This window comes from Psychrosphaera saromensis (assembly GCF_002954545.1).
Classification (GTDB): Bacteria; Pseudomonadota; Gammaproteobacteria; order Enterobacterales; family Alteromonadaceae; genus Psychrosphaera; species Psychrosphaera saromensis.
Genome location: NZ_MSCH01000003.1, coordinates 620,736 through 638,879 on the forward strand (window position 1 = coordinate 620,736; position 18,144 = coordinate 638,879).

At 34.7% G+C, this 18,144-nt stretch carries 13 protein-coding genes; 1 reads left to right on the forward strand and 12 read right to left on the reverse strand.

What is annotated here, in order from left to right; genetic code table 11:
- The first annotated feature begins 258 nt into the window (after positions 1-258).
- The gene (locus BTO11_RS02800) at positions 259-2,127 is read left to right on the forward strand and encodes a PKD domain-containing protein (RefSeq protein WP_105051156.1); all 1,869 of its coding nucleotides are present in this window, start codon (positions 259-261) and stop codon (positions 2,125-2,127) included.
- A 318-nt stretch (positions 2,128-2,445) separates the two neighbouring features.
- Here BTO11_RS02800 and BTO11_RS02805 read toward each other — a convergent pair whose 3' ends face one another.
- From BTO11_RS02805 to BTO11_RS02860, 12 genes are all read right to left on the reverse strand, one after another.
- The gene (locus BTO11_RS02805) at positions 2,446-3,153 is read right to left on the reverse strand and encodes an ABC transporter ATP-binding protein (RefSeq protein ID WP_105051157.1); all 708 of its coding nucleotides are present in this window, start codon (positions 3,151-3,153) and stop codon (positions 2,446-2,448) included.
- Complete coding sequence (locus tag BTO11_RS02810) at positions 3,146-4,369, reverse strand: ABC transporter permease (protein WP_219846452.1); 1,224 nt, start codon at positions 4,367-4,369, stop codon at positions 3,146-3,148. Before BTO11_RS02810 ends, BTO11_RS02805 begins: the two co-directional genes overlap by 8 nt.
- Positions 4,366-5,595, reverse strand: coding sequence for an efflux RND transporter periplasmic adaptor subunit (locus tag BTO11_RS02815; RefSeq protein WP_105051158.1), 1,230 nt, complete (start codon positions 5,593-5,595; stop codon positions 4,366-4,368). Before BTO11_RS02815 ends, BTO11_RS02810 begins: the two co-directional genes overlap by 4 nt.
- Positions 5,596-6,061: 466 nt before the next feature.
- Complete coding sequence (locus BTO11_RS02820) at positions 6,062-6,250, reverse strand: hypothetical protein (protein WP_105051159.1); 189 nt, start codon at positions 6,248-6,250, stop codon at positions 6,062-6,064.
- Positions 6,251-6,688: 438 nt separating this feature from the next.
- The gene (locus tag BTO11_RS02825; RefSeq protein WP_105051160.1) at positions 6,689-7,705 is read right to left on the reverse strand and encodes a transposase; all 1,017 of its coding nucleotides are present in this window, start codon (positions 7,703-7,705) and stop codon (positions 6,689-6,691) included.
- A gap of 194 nt (positions 7,706-7,899) precedes the next feature.
- Positions 7,900-11,862, reverse strand: coding sequence for a coiled-coil domain-containing protein (locus tag BTO11_RS02830; RefSeq protein ID WP_105051161.1), 3,963 nt, complete (start codon positions 11,860-11,862; stop codon positions 7,900-7,902).
- Between the two features lie 99 nt (positions 11,863-11,961).
- Positions 11,962-12,633 carry a hypothetical protein gene (locus BTO11_RS02835; protein ID WP_105051162.1) on the reverse strand — a complete coding sequence of 224 codons (672 nt, stop codon included), beginning with the start codon at positions 12,631-12,633 and terminating at the stop codon, positions 11,962-11,964.
- Between the two features lie 8 nt (positions 12,634-12,641).
- Positions 12,642-13,475, reverse strand: a complete 834-nt coding sequence (locus BTO11_RS02840; protein WP_105051163.1) for a hypothetical protein — start codon at positions 13,473-13,475, stop codon at positions 12,642-12,644.
- Positions 13,476-14,861 (reverse strand): hypothetical protein, encoded by a 1,386-nt coding sequence (locus BTO11_RS02845; protein ID WP_105051164.1) that lies wholly within the window; start codon positions 14,859-14,861, stop codon positions 13,476-13,478.
- A 718-nt stretch (positions 14,862-15,579) separates the two neighbouring features.
- Positions 15,580-15,966: a hypothetical protein gene (locus BTO11_RS02850; RefSeq protein ID WP_105051165.1), complete on the reverse strand. Its 387-nt coding sequence runs from the start codon at positions 15,964-15,966 to the stop codon at positions 15,580-15,582.
- 29 nt (positions 15,967-15,995) lie between these two features.
- Positions 15,996-16,136, reverse strand: a complete 141-nt coding sequence (locus BTO11_RS16575) for a hypothetical protein (RefSeq protein ID WP_229793365.1) — start codon at positions 16,134-16,136, stop codon at positions 15,996-15,998.
- A gap of 145 nt (positions 16,137-16,281) precedes the next feature.
- Positions 16,282-18,126, reverse strand: a complete 1,845-nt coding sequence (locus BTO11_RS02860; protein ID WP_105051167.1) for an ankyrin repeat domain-containing protein — start codon at positions 18,124-18,126, stop codon at positions 16,282-16,284.
- Positions 18,127-18,144: the final 18 nt, after the last annotated feature.

An 18,144-nucleotide genomic window follows, 5' to 3' on the forward strand; every position in this document is an offset into this window, starting at 1 on the left:
AGCTATAAGCTATAAGCTATAAGCTATAAGCTATAAGCTTTTTATTACAAAATATTTATTACAAAAGCATAAGGCCGCTGTTTACATTAATTCAAGATAAAGTACTTGGATTGATGTAAACAGCGGCCTTTTTTGTCTTGTTGCTTTGTTCTTTGCCAAGTGCTATTTGTTAAGTGCAGCTGTAATAACGTGAAATATTAATATTTTTAGCTTATCTCTATAATCATTCCGAAAAAATACAATAATAATGGATAACCAATGACTTCTTATAAGCTGTATAGCACTTTACTCTTATCGCTTAGCTTAACTCTCACCGGTTGTGCAAAAAGTGGTGATGACGAAACGGTCACAGAAACTGATGGTGGCACTACTACAGAAGTTACTACGCCTGAAGCAACACTTTCAGTTGCTAACCCTATTACTGACATAGAGTTAATTTTTGGTACACCGTTAAATTTCACTGTCGCAGACAATACATGTGTTGACAGCAGTGGTGCCGATATCACTTATTCAATGAGCTTTAGTAATAACGTTGGCTTTACATTAACTAACTTTACACAGTTAACAGGTGAGGCGACTGAATTAGGAGTGGTAAATGTAACTGCTACTTGTAAAACTGATGCAGAAGAAGTTACTGATGAATTTACAATTACGGTTGTAGACCAAAAAGTGGATCCTACGGTTAACATTGAAGCGCTTACTTCTACCACGTTTAAATCTGGTGTTTCAGTCGCATTAAAAGCCATTGCTCAAGATGAAAATGTATGGGGTTCAATTGTTTCTTATGAATGGAAACAAACATCTGGAATTGCCGTTACGTTAAGTGGTACAAACACAGATGAAGTCACATTTACAGCACCAGACACTGACGACAAAGTAAAGTTAGTTTTTGCAGTTACCGTAACTGACAATGATGGCGCAACCGATACAGATACAGTAGAAATCTTTGCAAGACACCCTCTTTCACCAGATGTATCAATATCATTCCCATTAACTGTAGGTGTATATGATAAAGAAAAAGTTGATATATTTGGTAATGTTCAGGAATCAACTGGCGACAGTCTAGATACCTTTGTTGTAACTGTTGATGACGTGGAACATACACCAACGATTACTGGTAACACATGGCGCGTTGCAGATGTAACACTTACTGACACAACGGATATTAACGTACTAGCAACAAGCACTAACGGACTTACGAATTTTGATGAAGTTAATTTAGTTAACAATGATGTATATGCCACTACCATTAACAATGACATTGTTGATATTGCAGTAGATGAATCGACCGATGAAATTTATGTGCAGCTATCAGGAGATGATCCTAATGATATTAAAATTCAAAAATTCAATCTAATATCTAGTAATAATAGTACGTTAACGGTAACTCAACCTACTGAATTTGGATACACAACAGCAAGCCCAACAGGTATAACGTTTGATAGTACTTCTGGTGATTTGTTTGTTAGTCACAAAGTGGCAGTAACAAAAATAGATTTAGAAACGGGAGCACAAAGTGTTGTATCAGATTCACTAGTAGGTGACGGCACTGACTTTGGTTTCATTACAGATTTACATTACGACTCTGCCAGTGATGCTTTATTTGTGGCGGATAATAGTATTGGTCAAGGAGTAGAAATTAATAAAACAACTGGCGACCGAACATCAGTAACATTCTTTGCTGACACTTCCATATTGTCCATGACAATAGATTCAACCACCTCTGAACTCTATATGGTTCTAAACAATACGGTAGGAGAGTCTGCACGTATTTACATAGTTACAAGTAATGGGTCAAGTATTGCAGGGCAAATTTTTGCGGATTCAGACGCACCACTGACTGATCTTGCTCTGGATGAGGCTGGTAAAACAATATATTTTGTTGATGCTACTGGTGACTTAATTAAAGCTGATTTAGCGAATAGCACAAAAACCACAGTAATAAGCAATTTCTTTTCAGTAGAGAGTATTGATGATGAAACGTCACCTATGATTGGCCTTCATTACCATAGTGGACGTAATGTAATCATTGCTGCTGGTAGAGGTGTAGATGGTACTAACAAGATATTAGTGATTGACCCTGAATCTGGTGATTACGCTAAAGTAGCGACTGGTACAGTTGATTAAGCTATAAGCTATAAGCTATAAGCTGTAAGCTGTAAGCTGTAAGCTGTAAGCTGTAAGCTGTAAGCTGTAAGCTGTAAGCGTGATGTGACCTCGTAAAAGTACCACTTACAAGCTTTTTATTACAAAAGCATAAGGCCGCTGTTTACATTAATTCAAGATAAAGTACTTGGATTGATGTAAACAGCGGCCTTTTTTGTCTTGTCCCTTTTCTTCTTTTCTCCTTTGCTCCCTTGTTATTTACTTCTTTGTTTCTTTTCTTCCTTGTTTTTTTATTCTTTGCCAAGAGCTAAGTGTGATTTGTTAAGTGCTGTTGTGTGCTTAATTGTTTAGCGAGTCGCTTTCTATACGGCCATCCACTAAGTTAATGGTGCGGTCGCAAGCTGCGGATAAACGAGGGTCGTGCGTAACTAAAAGTATTGCACAACCACGTTCTTTGTTCACTTTACGAAATAGCTCAAACACTTCTGCTGCGGTTCGGGTGTCTAGGTTTCCGGTGGGTTCGTCCGCGAGTAACAAAGGCGGATCGGTAATAAGTGCTCTGGCAATAGCCACTCGCTGTTGTTGACCACCAGATAATTGACCGGGTTTACTGTTTATAAACTTTTCTAACCCCACTGCAACTAACAACTCTCGCGCTTTCTCTATCGCTAATTTATTCGGCTTACCTTGATTTAACATTAATGGCATTAGCACATTGTCTAATACGCTAAAGGCAGAAATCAGATGATGAAACTGGAATACAAAACCAATATTACTGCCACGCATTGCGGTGAGTTGGTTGTCGCTCATTGCGCTGGTAGGTTTACCTTGTAGATAGAGTTCTCCACTGGTGGGTTTATCTAACAAGCCGAGCAAGTTCAGCAAGGTACTTTTTCCCGAGCCAGACGGGCCAATTAGCGCCGCAAAGTCACTGCGGCCAATCGTTAGGTCGATACCATGTAAGACTTCTATCTCGTTGGGTTGATCAATATTGTAAGATTTACGTAACGCCTCTAGGCGCAGGACTTGTTGGGATTTATCAAACATAACGAATTGCCACCACAGGATCTAAAGCGGCTGCACGTCTTGACGGTATCGCTGCGGCTAATACGCCAGTGAATGTTGCTAATAATAAGGCCATAAACACAAGATTTCCTGACACTGGAATATAAAATAAATCAGGGCCAAAAGTATTAAACACCCAAACTAATGCGTAACTCGCTACACTGCCAAAGCCAGATCCTAATAAACCGAAGAAAGCGCCCTGAAACAGAAATATGTTTAAAATCTGCTGCTGCGTTGCGCCTGTTGCCCGTAAAATACCAATTTCTCGGGTTCGTTGTACAACACTCACAGACAAGACGCTGGCAATACCAAAGGCGACGGAAATAGCGACAAAAACGATGATCATATTGGTGGATAAACTCTGTGCGGAAAGGGCGTTCATTAACTGTGCATTGGTGACAATCCAGCTTTCGGCTTTTAATGAGGTTAATCGTGCTACTTGCGCGGCTATTTTTTCTGCGGCAAAAATATCTTCTACCGTTAAATCAATTACGGTGACACCGCCGGGTAAACTGAGCAATGACTGTGCTTGTTTTAAGTCTAAATAAACATAACGTGAATCTAGCTCACGAACACCTAATTCAAAGATGCCAGATATGTTCACCACAGTACTGTTTTGTTGGCCGGTTTCTAACCGTAATTTGCTGCCCAACTGCACGCCTAAGTCTTTGGCTAACTGGCTGCCAATTAACACATCATTAGCCCCCACGCGTAATTGACCACTAACGAGATATTGCGCGAGAGGAATAATTTTTTGATAACGCTCAAGGTCAATACCAACTAAAGCTACAGACTCTAACGCATCACCACGACGAACAAATGCAGGGCCAGATACGGTAGGTGATACTGCGGTTAATAATGGTAATTGGTCTAACGTAGCTGCAACTTGCTGCCAGTTATTAATTGAGCGTAAGCGCTGCGCTCGTTTATCTTCCAACACTAGCTGTAATGTGCCAGCTGCTACAGGGGCAATCTTGTTCACTTCATCGGGTGACAATAAACGTATATGCGCTTGCGTGCCTAAAGTGCGTTCTATGATATTGGCTTGAAGGCCTTGAATTAATGCGGTTATAAACACAATCACTGCCACGCCAACGGCGACACCAATTGTGATCATGAGCGACTGCACTCGACCTTCTCGCAAAAAACTAATGGCGATATTGGCCTCTATCCAGCGTTTGGCAAAAAAACTTATCAATTTAGTTTTACCGGTAATTCGTTTTTAGTATTCATCTCTGTATTTTTTTGAGTGAACAGTGTGTGTTGTAATTCAACACGAACCTTAGTTCCGTCAGCTAATGTAGATGACGCATCGGCCAGTACTTTATCGCCAATACTTAAGCCTGTAAGTATTTCTGACATAGCTAAACCTCGTAATCCAAGTGTTACGGTTTGACGTTTTAGCTTGCCGTCTTTGACTAATACAACCTGTGCTTTACCTCTGTTTATATTCGACAACGCATCGTTTGGCAGCACTAAAGTTTTGTCACGTCGGCCGGTTTCAATATTGACCGACACTGTCATATCTTGACGTAAAAAGTCAGGAACAGGATCAACCGTTAATTTCACTTCTACAGTGCCACTTTGAGGGTTAATACTTGGCGCTATAAAATTAATACGCGCGGCAAAAGGGTTGTCTGGGTAAGAGTCTGCAATCGCAACCGCGCTTTGATCTAATGCCAACAAAGATAAATTCCGTTCATCTAAAGGCACATGAATTTCGGTTCTACCATCAAGCGCTATGGTGAATAACACACGCCCAGGTTGAATTAAATCGCCTGGCTCTGCATTACGAGTGAGTACCGTACCCGCCACTTCTGCACGTAAAATGGTTTTAGCTAGCTGAGCCTGTAAGGCGGCGAGGCGTTCCTGCAAAACGGTTTCTTCAACATTACCAGGCGCTGCGGCTGCAACCTTTAAACTGGCAGATTCAACCGTATTACGCGCTAGGTTTTCAGCTTGTAATGCTTGTTCTAATAACTCGGCTGATATAAGTGAGCGATTGGCTAAGTCTTGGCGACGTACAACTTCACGAGTTGCTTGTTCCAACTGAATTTTTGCATTGGCTAAAGCCACTTTAGCTTGAGGACGGGTGCTTGTTTCAAGTTCAATTAACGCAGACTTTGCTTGCCTAACTTGCGCCGCAATATCATCGGCTTTGAGTACCAGTAAAATATCGCCTTTTACAACTCGGTCACCTTCCTGCACATGACGCTCAAGTACAACGCCTGTGATTTCACTACCAACTTGAGTACGCGAAACCGTAACTAATCGCCCTGTGGCAACCACAGTTTGCACCAAAGGCATGGACACAACACGATAAGCTGACAGAGTTGGTCCCTGTAACCAACGGAATAAAATAAAACCACATAACAGAATTAGAGAGGCAGTGATAACTATGGGTTTATAACGAATAGTACGCAAAAAGTTTCTCCGGATAGGATGATAAATGAGGCTAGTTCAATCTTAAGTATAAAAAGGGGGAGTGTAAAACTTAATATTTGTTAGTACTGTGTTTTATTGTTTTACATCAACCCTTCTTACAGAGACACCCACTCTAAGTTCTCTTACAGGAGTCCTCTTATAGAGACACCCACTTTAAGTTAGAAGTTATTATAGAGCTCTTACAGAGACACCCACTCAAAGTTAGAAGTTCTTATAGAGAGTTCTTACAGAGACAGCCACTTTAAGTTAGAGGTTCTGGATCAATCTTAAGTATAAAAAAGTCCTCTTACAGAGACACCCACTTTAAGTTAGAGGTTCTTATAGAGACCGGATCAATCTTAAGTATAAAAAAAGGGAGGGGGAAAACCTAATCTCTGTTTTATTGTTGTACATCAATTTAAAATGCCAACGAGCTTAAATTTGTTGGCATTTAATGGAGATCAGTTTATTTGAGTTCCGAAAGCTGTTTTTCGGCTCTTTCTGAAATGTCTCTATGTGGGCCCTGTAAACAAGATAAAACTTCTTCTGGCTTCATAGTACGACAAATAGCTTCTCTGTCAGCTCCACTTTTACAAGCCGATAATAAGAAAACAACGACAAGCGTTAAACAAAGGTATAAATTGGATTTAGACATAAACTTTATTAATCCTTTAAAACTAAAATAAGATAATACTCATCTAGAGTATTACTGTTCCCCTCTATCATCCTAGAGAAGTCCTCTTTATGTCAACGTATTTTACGTATGTGGCATTCCTTTAAATAGATATCGCATATCTTTAAATAAAAGAAACCAAAAAGTCCGAACCTTCTTATAGAGACAGCCACTTTAAGTTAAATCAATTGAATCCCCTTATAAAGACAGTCACTTTAAATTAACCGACCTACGTTTATGAGATTAAGTATGAGTTATCACTTTTATTGAGCTTACATTATGGGATTTGGATTTAACCGTGTGTATGAGTTAAGTTTTGAGGTGACTTTTAGCTGCTAGTTAAAACGTTAGATATACAGTTACCTCAGAGTATTCTGATTTAGGTTTGATGTTTTATTATGGGATATTTAAGATGTTGTTTTAAGCCAACAGCCTTTTACAACTCGATACGTTTGGTCGCCGTTTTCGTTGTTGGTTATCGCTAAAATTTTGTAATACATGCTCATGACCTACCGCACCATGAAATACCTTAGTGAATTGTTTTGTGATTATGAGCCAGTTGTCTTCATTTATGTTTAAACGCGACAGTATGTTAGGTAAGTTTTCACTTATATGGCCAGCTTTATCTTCTCGTATACATTTGCCTGTTATGTCTACCAACTCAAGGTAATCTTTTAATTCAAATGGCACTCCTTTTAATGGTTCTTTTCCTGTATCGCCGACAAAGGGCATTAATCTGTTTGGTTGTTTTTTGTTGAGCGCATACTGAATACGTTGTTTTATACTAGTAAAGTCTGAGGTTTCTGGCGTACTTGCCGCTTTTGCTCTTACTGGGTTTAAATCTACATAAGCCATGCAAGAGAGTAATGCAGCTTCATCTAGAAGCGCTTGGCTTTTAAATCGACCTTCCCAGAAATGCCCTGTACATTCATCTTCTTTGTTCGCTTCTCTGGCTATGCCTTCATTTAATACACGCATAAACCAACTTATGTTCATTAAGCGTTGTCGATATACTTGAGCGGTTCGCTCTATGGTTAACAACTCTGACTCGTTGAAGTCTGTTGATTTTATCGAAGTAGGGGGATTTGAACTTTGAGCGTTAATAAAAGATAAGTATTTTTGAGTCAATAACGTGCCTTTAAACAATTTATGCCAACGAGTTAATACTTCATCAGTTGTCCACGCGTTATTAGTTTCTTCATCAACAAACAGCACTATATGAGTATGATTACTCATTACAGAAAAGGCACAGACATCAATAGCAAAAACTTGTGTTAAAAATAGCAACCTATCTTCAACCCATTGCCTCCTGTGCTCATAGGACATACCTGTTTTTTCATCTACTCCGCATAAGAATGCTCTGCGGACACAACGAGAGATGCAGTGGTAATAAGGTGTATCTATTAAACTGATTTGGCTTTTTCTTGGTTGAGGCATAGTTAAACTCGCTTGTATTGATATGGGTACAATTGAGTTTAGTACAGGTTAAATAACTGTCAAATTGGGGTGGGTGTCTCTGTTATTCAGATGATGGAACTGGAAAACAATACTGATATTATTGCGCTACATTGCGGTAAGTTGGTTGTCTTCCATTGAGCCTGTTTTATTGTTGTACATAACGTAATAAAAAATTACCAAGCATGATCGATATATTTATAGAAATGATGCTGTATTGTTAAAGTCTTTCTTTTATATTCTTTTTTGCTAATAGTTTCATCTTCTAAATATACGAACTGTCTACATTCATTTTGTATACTCTGTTTGAATATAGGTTTAGTGAGTTCCATAAACCTATTCAGAGTTAAAGTTTGATCAACTAACTTATCAAGATTTGGAATGTCTTTAGACAGCTGCGCTACTTGCTCTTGCCAGCCAAGTTGTACATGGATATTATCGTCCCTCAAAAACAATTTAAATATATAGATTGCAGTACCAGTATCATCAAGCATACATGGCAAATGAACGGTTCCATTTTTTTCTACCTTCTTTTGCAGATATTTTATTTTGTTTCTAAGACCTTCCAACTCCTTGTTTGAGGCAATATTAGAATCTTTTTCAGTATCATTACCTTTTGCAAAAGTATTATTATACTTTTCTAGGGTGTCATTAATATATTTTACTTGATTCTCTAAATCACTTTGATCTTTCAATCTATTAATAACAAAATTTAATTCAGAAACATTTACATCATCAATAGGTGCAGAATATAAATTTAAATATAAATTACTTAGTTGTTCTGGGGTTGCTTTATCTTTGATATTAAACTCATTAAGAATTACCTGGACATCATCATTTGGTTTGAGTCTAGGGTCTTTGTTCTTATCTTCTAAGTATTTTATAGTCTCTTCTATATTTTTATTTATTATCGGCTTCGAATCTTTATTATTTGCAAGCTCATCTTTAATTACTTTTATTCTATTAATACCGTCTAATACATCTTTCAGTTGATCTACATAAGCCGGGTCCTCAACATAATTTATATTTTGTGAAGGTTTATTTTTAATTTTCTGTAGATTATCTAAGGCTTTTTGCAGATTTTCATCATTGATATCTTGATTCTTAAATTCATTTTCCTGTGCATTTTTTAAAGCTTCAATTTGTTTAGCTAAAGGCTCTTTGTCTTGTTTGAGTTGTTTTAATAACTCTTTTGTAATTGGATCATAGTCAGCCTGATTATCCGTTTTAATCGAATTTAAATTATCTATGGCTTGTTGCAGTTTTTCAGTGTTGATATCTGGATTCTTTGATGCTTTTTCCAGCTCAGTTTTTAAACCTTCTATTTGTTGATCCAAAGGTTGCTTGTCTTGGTTGAGTTGTTTTAATAACTCTTCTGTAATTGGGTCGTAGTTAGCCTGATTATCCGTTTTAATCTTATTTAAATTATCTAGGGCTTTTTGCAGTTTTTCAGTGTTGATATCTGGATTCTTTGATGCTTTTTCCAGCTCAGTTTTTAAACCTTCTATTTGTTGATCCAAAGGTTGTTTATCTTGGTTTAGTTGTTTTAATAACTCTTTTGTAATTGGGTCGTAGTTAGACTGACTATCCGTTTTAATCTTATTTAAATTATCTAAGGCTTTTTGCAGTTTTTCATCATTGATATCTGGATTCTTTGATGCTTTTTCCAGCTCAGTTTTTAAACCTTCTATTTGTTTAGCTAAAGGCTCATTATCTTGATTGAGTTGTTTTAATAACTCTTCTGTAATTGGGTCGTAGTTAGACTGACTATCCGTTTTAATCTTATTTAAATTATCTAAGGCTTTTTGCAGTTTTTCAGTGTTGATATCTGGATTCTTTGATGCTTTTTCCAGCTCAGTTTTCAAACCTTCTATTTGTGTATCCAAAGGTTGTTTATCTTGGTTAAGTTGTTTTAATAACTCTTCTGTAATTGGGTCGTAGTTAGACTGACTATCCGTTTTAATCTTATTTAAATTATCTACGGCTTTTTGCAGTTTTTCAGTGTTGATATCTGGATTATTTAATGCTTTTTCCAGCTCAGTTTTCAAACCTTCTATTTGTGTATCCAAAGGTTGTTTATCTTGGTTGAGTTGTTTTAATAACTCTTCTGTAATTGGGTCGTAGTTAGACTGACTATCCGTTTTAATCTTATTTAAATTATCTAAGGCTTTTTGCAGTTTTTCAGTGTTGATATCTGGATTCTTTGATGCTTTTTCCAGCTCAGTTTTTAAACCTTCTATTTGTGTATCCAAAGGTTGTTTATCTTGGTTGAGTTGTTTTAATAATTCTTTTGTAATTGGATCGTAGTTAGCCTGATTATCCGTTTTAATCTTATTTAAATTATCTAAGGCCTCTTTCAACTTTGAATTTCTTGATACTGCATCAAGCTCTTTCTGTAAGTTTTCAATTTGTTTAGCTAAAGGTTGTTTATCTTGTTTGAGTTGTTTTAATAACTCTTTGGTAGTTTGGTCATAGTTAGCCTGATTATCCGTTTTAATTTTATTTAAATTATCTAAGGCCTCTTTCAACTTTGAATTTCTTGATACTGCATCAAGCTCTTTCTGTAAGTTTTCAATTTGTTTAGCTAAAGGTTGTTTATCTTGGTTGAGTTGTTTTAATAACTCTTTGGTAGTTTGGTCATAGTTAGCCTGATTATCGGTTTCAATCGTATTTAAATTATCTAAGGCCTCTTTCAACTTTGAATTTCTTGATACGGTATCAAGCTCTTTTTCTAAGTTTTCAATTTGTTTAGCTAAAGGTTGTTTATCTTGGTTGAGTTGTTTTAATAACTCTTTTGTAGTTGGATCATAGTTAGCCCGATTATCGGTTTCAATCGTATTTAAATTATTTAAGGCTTTTTGCAACTTTGAATTTCTTGATACGGTATCAAGCTCTTTTTCTAAGTTTTCAATTTGTTTAGCTAAAGGTCGTTTATCTTGCTTGAGTTGTTTTAATAACTCTTTTGTATTTGGATCATAGTTAGCCTGATTATTAATTTTAATCGTATTTAAATTATCTAAGGCTTTTTGCAACTTTGAATTTCTTGATACGGTATCAAGCTCTTTTTGTAAGTTTTCAATTTGTTTGCTTAAAGGTAACTTCCCTTGTTCAAGTCTATTTAACATATCTTTTGTATTAGACTCGTACTTTCTTTGATTGTTTGTCTGAATACGATTTAAGTTGTTAATAGCTTTTTGTAACCTTGGGTTCTTTGACACTCTATTTTCACTCAATTGTTTTTTAAGTTCATTGAGTTTTCTATTGAATTCTTTGCTATCTAATTCTTTTCTTTCCAAACTGTATTTTGAATTCTTAGGAATATTTGCTAGTTTATTTTCTAACCTTTTAATTTCTAGTAATAATTTTTTATTTTTTAACGTTTGTTCTAAAAGCTCAATTTGTTTGTCAATGGGTCTATTTTTTTGATCCAATTTTTGTAGTATATCTTTTGTATTATCATCATAATCTGTAGCAAGCTTATAGTTTTTGTCCAAAAGACTATTATCAAATCTTTTTAATTCGCCATTAAGGGTATCTAATTGTTTTTGTATTGGGGCATCATGAACATCGAGTTTTTGAAGTATATATTTTACTGTTTCATTACCTTTTAACTGCTGTAATTTATTAGTTAAAGCCATTCTATTTTGGTAATTACTTTTTATTCTTTTTTCTAAAGATTGGATTTGTTGATGCAGTGGTTTGTTTTCTAATTGTAAGTTTTTCAAAGTACCGACGGTAAGTGTATGGTTTTGTAAATCTTTTAGTTGCCCATATAATTGGGTTTTATTTTTTAATAAATCTTTATAATTACCATAATCTTTCTGTTTATCAGCATTTATTACATTATTTATGATTTTATTTTCAATAAATATTGTTCCTGAATTATTGTTTTTCAGCTGATTATTTAACTTTTTGTACTTTTCAAGATTAACAAGATCATGAATTTTATTTTCTAAAACCGGATAGTTTTTACTTACAACGTCTTCTGTTATTTCTCTTTGCGATTCAACAACTTTGTTCAATTCATTTATATGCTCTGTTTTATAAGATAACTGGTATACCGTAATAACCATAAACATAGCAAATAGCACTATTATTAATTCAATAATGCTTAAGTTGAAAATTGATTTATTATTCATCTGATTCTTTTTAGTTATTTAAGACTATTTTCAATCTGAGTCCCAAAAACAGTAATAACTTTTTTTTGTTCCCACACAGCGGTTTTATACTTTTATTTATTATTTTTTATCTTCTTTAAGCTCTTCAGATATTAAAGCGGATTGTTTTTTATTTGAAGTTTCCATACTTTTAGTTATGCTCTTTATAGAATCATTGAAAGTATCGATACTCGCTTTAAAATCTTTATCGAGTAATTTGGTAAACTTTCCTAATGATCTTTCAGTTGAGACTACAAGTACTTCCATCCTCTCATCGATCATTTGAGAAAACGCTTTATTTTTTTGCATATTATCTAGCAAAATATCATTCATGATACGTATTTTATGTGAGACTGATTCATTAAGAATTTCATTGTTTACTTCTTCATTTGGTATGAAGTTAGCCAAATAAATTCTAGCAAGAAGTCCTATTATAGTAGTCACAATCGACACACCAAAATTACTTACTATATTGTCTATATTATATGAATTAGAAATCACACTGGTTAAAGAAACCAATATAGATACTAAAGTAAACATAAAACCTAAATAGTAATTACTATTCGCTAGCTGCTCTACTGATATCTGTTTCTTTATAGTGTTTAAATAAAGAGTGGTGAAAAAATACACCACCATAATTAGTATAGAAAGACTTACAGTGATTAAATATAAACCACTGTAAGCACCGTATAGGCTCAGGCAAGCTCCAAGAATAAAAGCGACTATAAATACATTTTTTATTTCGGAGAACACAGTATTACCTAACCTTCTATTCTTTTGATTATTACATTTTCACTTCCAGCTTTAGTAAAATATTCTTTCCAAAAATCTAAATATATTTTACCTAAGTATTTTTCACGTCCATTTCTACGAACAAATAGCAACTGCATCTCAACATCTTTCAATTCAGTATATACTTTATGCTGGTAATTTGAGCGCCAAAAGTTTTCTATATTATTTTTGAAAAAAGAATAATCATCAGAGTGTTGTATGAAGTCTGAGATGATTGTAAATCTAGTTTTCGTCCCTTCTGCACTTCTTTTAATAGACTGATTGTTTATCATTTGTATAGTTTCAAAAATCGGAGATTTTGCAGCTACCGTATTAGCACTATCAAATTCTGTTAAAATTTCATTTAATGGTCTAAAAAGTTTCTGTTCCCATTTTTTCTTTATCATATTGGCATTGCCAAAAAATGCATCTACATCTTCACCTTGCCCAGGATTACAAACTTTCATCAAGGGTTGAACTACATCACTTACACTGCTTGTAATAAAATGAAGTTGAAGTTGCTCATCAACCGCTAAATCAGCTACATTATTTTCAATAGCTTGTCTTATGGTTTTATGCTGAATAAGGCTATATACACCTGTGACATCTAATAATATTATATGTTTATTATACTGCCCATCTATTCGACATAACGTTTCTTTATCTCTTGGTATTATTTCAGCAGAAACAGTTACAAATGTATAAATAATCAGACCAAATAACACAGCAACCGTAGACATAATTACAACAGCTAATAAATTACCACTCTTCTTTTTACCTCTTTTACTAGAAGAGCTCTTTTTATCTCTATTTATTCTAGCCATCTATATGTTCTCACTTTCACTAGTATCATTATCTAATAATTCAGCAGAGTCTTTTAGTTCTTGCACAACTTTATTAAGATTATCTTTTGCTTCACGTTCATATACTGGCAAGTTTTCAATCGCAGATTCCAATAAAGCTGTTTTTTCTTTGTTATCAGCATATTCAAATTCTATGCGTATTGGATTGAATTCTATTTCATGCTCAAAATACTCAGGACTTGGAGTTGTTCGCATATCACTATTCATTGATCTATAACGTCGTATAGCAGCCACTGCTAGACTTTGCATTGAATTTAAATAGCCATTATATTTGTTTTCTAATTTTTGCATTACAATATGAATATCTTGTATCTCTTCATACGTATCAGTAGCTTCTAGTTTTATCATCTCTATTTTTTTATTCATATCACTTAACATTGCATTTTCATCGTCAAGCAAGATCATATTTAAAGAATCAAATTCATCTTTTATTTTGTAATATTTTTTACTAATTTCGCTATATCCAGGATATGGGTCTTTTATCTTATACAAATCGATTATCAATAGAGCAAAGAACAAAAGCCCCATAAAAACAAGTATATACGACTCAAAATCAATCAAAGCAAAAGGACTTGAACTAAAATTTAATACAGAAAAGGCATAAGCGTTGTCAAAATCTATTCTTAAAGCATCTCTATAATGCCCAACGAGAAAGTGAAAACATATAGTTGTAAAAACCATGGCTCCAGTTATAAACGTATAACCTGTCTTCTTGACGCTACTTAAGCTGGAAATATTTCGTCTTCTAATTAGAAGCACAACTAAATTGGCCACTAGCACATTAATCATTACAATAACGAAAGCTTGTATAACGCCACCTAATAAACCTAAATCGCTACCTTTAGCAAAGAAACTAGCATTTAAAATTGATTCAGCGAAAACAATGGCAATTACAAGCGCCCAGTTAAGTAGGGGCTTAGTTGAAGACTGTTCTTGTCTAATTAAATTGTGTTCAGTTTTAAAATTATACAAATCTTTCTTTGCAAGATTAAACTCACCTTGAATGATTTTTGATTCACTTGAGTTCTTACGAATATTGTATTGATACTCACTTCTAAAAACTTCAGGTATTGATTTTATCGTTTGAATACTTGAAATGGCTTTAGTAGCTTTTGTCATCATCCTTTTGAAAACTGAAAACTTGTCATAAACAAGGTCATTTGCTTGTTGTACTTCGCTTTCACAATAAGAGATAATATTTCTTTCAGTTTCATCCAAATTCATTGAGTCACTATTAGGCTTCTCCTCCATTGCAGCTTGTTTAGCTGCAGAAGAAATCCTCTGAATTTGATCCAATTCATTAATCGTTTTAAGCTTAAAATCAGCCATTGAATACTTATCTGTCATTACTACAATCTTCCTAAGTTTAATTCTTGTTTCAATTTTTTATACAATCTAATAGAAACTTGTCATACGATAAAATGAAGTGAAATAAAGTCTAAGTTTTTATTTCTTTCATTACCTTTTAGTCCATTAATATTTTTCAAGCCGTTCTAACTTGTAATCATCAATATTATGGAACCTGACAATTGATTAGTAGGAACTAGTTAACTATTTTTTAAATACACACCCACATTATTTATAACCACCTTTAACTCTTTATCTTCGGTAGTTACACTTTTTTATGTACTAAGTTCTTAGCATAAAAAATGGATGGGAATTTTTATAATATAAAGTCACCTAGCCTATTTTGGAATAATATCAAGCGGCATCATAATTGAACTTTGGTATAACTGCAATATGTTAGAAAGAGAATAAAGCTGGACATACCACGGCGGGATTATAATTTCAACTCATCCGAACAGTTACTCCGCTCTAACCTTGTCTTTCCGAGCGATAACACTTACCTGCCAGACTACCTTTAAGTTTATGATTTTAAAGTAGAACTAATGGGATCAGAGCGGTAATTTAAGTCATTCCATTTTCCATCGGCATATCCAATTCTGCTCATGATTTATTCTTACTAATTTATTTAACGGGCGTACTTTACCAGTTAATACCGATTGGTACAAGCGACTATCCAAAGAGCTAATGGGTGACTCCGTTGCTTTTATGATTTTAGATTTTAAATGAATGGCTGACCAAGTTTATTCCCTTCTTCATGAAATGTTTTTAACTTTTTATGCACATCAAAAAAAACTTGCTCAGCTGCTTCATCATCATCGCCATAGTCATCCCAAAACGTATCTGAAAATTCTATTGGCTCTAAACAAAAGGTAGCTGGCCGCGTAGTTAAATTCCACTCTAAAGGGACTCTAGAGTCTACAACACTAAAACAATTTATATAAAATTTACCCAAACTCCCATCTCTATCTATTGGAACTGCTATTGATGTAGGGTGACCATCAGTTCTAAACTCAACTCTAAAAACAATATACTCTTTATTTAATGTTAATAACGGATCTGCTCCATTTCCTTCATAACCTCTTTCTTTCACATATTTAACAATCATATCTTATCCGCCTGGTGTTACTTTAGGTTCTATTTGAAATTGCAGTTAAAGCCGAGTTCATCTAAGTGTTGTTGCAGTTTTTCATCGTCTGCTTCTGTGGCTTTAAAATCGGCTAGTACTTGGCCAAATGCGGCGCCGTGGTTACGATAATGCAAATCAAGTGTTTTCAAAACAAGTGTTCTGACCCCATTGATTGCTCGCTGGACAACATGTTGAGGTATATTGGGTAAGTTTAAACGGGGAAGCCTTGCCATCTAAATAACATCCTAATTAAATATATGGATTTAATCAAAAATAGCAGGCTATTTACTCAAATCAAATATTCTGACCCCATTGGTTCGTTAGCATTAATAAATTACTTAAGTACTTAATACGAGTGCGATAATGAGATTTCATACAAGGAGAAAGTGTATATGGATCAAGCACAGAACAACTGCGGCGCAAATCTTTTAACCAAATACGTTGTAACGCTTTAATATTTGAGTCTTTAATATTTGTTCTGACCGCTTTATATAATTGGCTCATCTGTTTGTCATAAACAGCTAACCCCTTTTTGGCACAAATTACTTTTTCTTGTGCACTTGATGCCAACTTACAATTAAAGCTAGGTTTTATTTCTATCGCAGGCATAGCTGCAATTTCTTTGATGCTTTTATTTACTAGAGTGTTTTTAGCCAAATAATAATCAAGATCGTTCCCTTTTGAATCTTTGATATTAATATCTGAACCTGCTTTTATTAACGCTTGTATAACAGGTAAAGTTGCATTTTCTGCCGCATAGGTTAATGCTGAACGGTTAAGGTATTGCACTGAAGCATACTCATCATTAGAAGAAGTTACAGAAAACAATGCTTGGTGTGGAAAGTTAGGATTTGTTTTGTCGTCTTTTTTTAATAATCGCTGGATTGCATCATAATCATTAAAGTGGGCAGCCCACATTAGCTCAGTCTTACCAAACCAATTGGTGGCAATTGAGCTCTTATAATAATCCAACGTATATAAATCTATTTCTCTTCCTATATTTTTAAGTTTTTTACGATAAGAACTAGTGGCATTATTAATACGAACTGTTTTACCAAGGAAACTATATACAGCTTGCTTTGCCATACCTTGAGCAATAAGTGGGGAGATTTTTAAGTTTTTTATATAAAAGTTACTTAAATCATATTCTGTCGCTTGCATATGCTGGCGAATAACTTGAACTTCTCTATAACTCCATGGGTCTTGTGATGCAAAATCTTTTAACATATTTTCAATGGATATATTGAAACCACAATTATGTATGTGATCATTGTTAAAGCACATTCCATCTTCATCTACCAGGGTCAACCAAGGCTTTTCAATCGCATCTTTAAAACCATTTTCGACTTTAATAAATGAACTTCCCATTGTTCCATAATAACCTGGTATATGAGTAATGCCTTCGGTCATTAAGGTTGCGTTCCCAGCATTTTCAAGTGCTTGTATTTGTGGAGATTTAAGAGGGAATGAGTAACCAAGTTTACAAACGGTTTTTAACTCACCATTATCTAATTTATATGCACCGTCTTTATCTACAGTATAAAAACCACCATTAAATTGAAAAATATTTCTTGGCGTTGATATCAAATCAAGTTCTGCATCTGGCAACATAAAAACTGCACTACTTGCTTCAATTCCTACAGGTACATCTTGATCAATGCTTTCCATATTTTGCACAATAGTCTTAAGCTCACTGTCTTCAATTATCCATACTCCATAAAAAGGGCCTCTCCAGCCTATGGTATTGATTTGCAGTACAAAGCTTTTGTTAGGTGCTGGTTTTATTGAGCTTACCGCTGTTAAACGAGATGCAGAACCATATCCTGAAAGCTTATGCTGTACACCTGTCAATGGCTGCCACTCAAACCAAGTGATATCGTCATGAATTATTGGCTTTAAAAATTTAACACGGATATCTGAGGTCTCATCTGGTGTGAATAACTTTGACTTTCCACCTTTATGAATAGGGATGTAATTTGTTTGAAAACTTGGAGTCTTTCCTTGAGCTAGTTGCCCGTTATAAGACTGTTCAAAAATGGAGCAGACAGGATCTTCATTTACCGAAAAAACAGGTTTAACATGAGAATAAGCAAAGCTAGAAAATAAACTTAATCCAATTATTAACATTTTTAATTTCATCACGACATTGCTCATATT

Coding starts and splice junctions, on each gene's coding strand:
- BTO11_RS02800 (WP_105051156.1), top strand. CDS start 259: ATGACTTCTTATAAGCTGTATAGCACTTTACTCTTATCGCTTAGCTTA.
- BTO11_RS02805 (WP_105051157.1), bottom strand. CDS start 3,153: ATGTTTGATAAATCCCAACAAGTCCTGCGCCTAGAGGCGTTACGTAAA.
- BTO11_RS02820 (WP_105051159.1), bottom strand. CDS start 6,250: ATGTCTAAATCCAATTTATACCTTTGTTTAACGCTTGTCGTTGTTTTC.
- BTO11_RS02825 (WP_105051160.1), bottom strand. CDS start 7,705: ATGCCTCAACCAAGAAAAAGCCAAATCAGTTTAATAGATACACCTTAT.
- BTO11_RS02830 (WP_105051161.1), bottom strand. CDS start 11,862: ATGAATAATAAATCAATTTTCAACTTAAGCATTATTGAATTAATAATA.
- BTO11_RS02840 (WP_105051163.1), bottom strand. CDS start 13,475: ATGGCTAGAATAAATAGAGATAAAAAGAGCTCTTCTAGTAAAAGAGGT.
- BTO11_RS02845 (WP_105051164.1), bottom strand. CDS start 14,861: ATGACAGATAAGTATTCAATGGCTGATTTTAAGCTTAAAACGATTAAT.
- BTO11_RS02850 (WP_105051165.1), bottom strand. CDS start 15,966: ATGATTGTTAAATATGTGAAAGAAAGAGGTTATGAAGGAAATGGAGCA.
- BTO11_RS02860 (WP_105051167.1), bottom strand. CDS start 18,126: ATGAAATTAAAAATGTTAATAATTGGATTAAGTTTATTTTCTAGCTTT.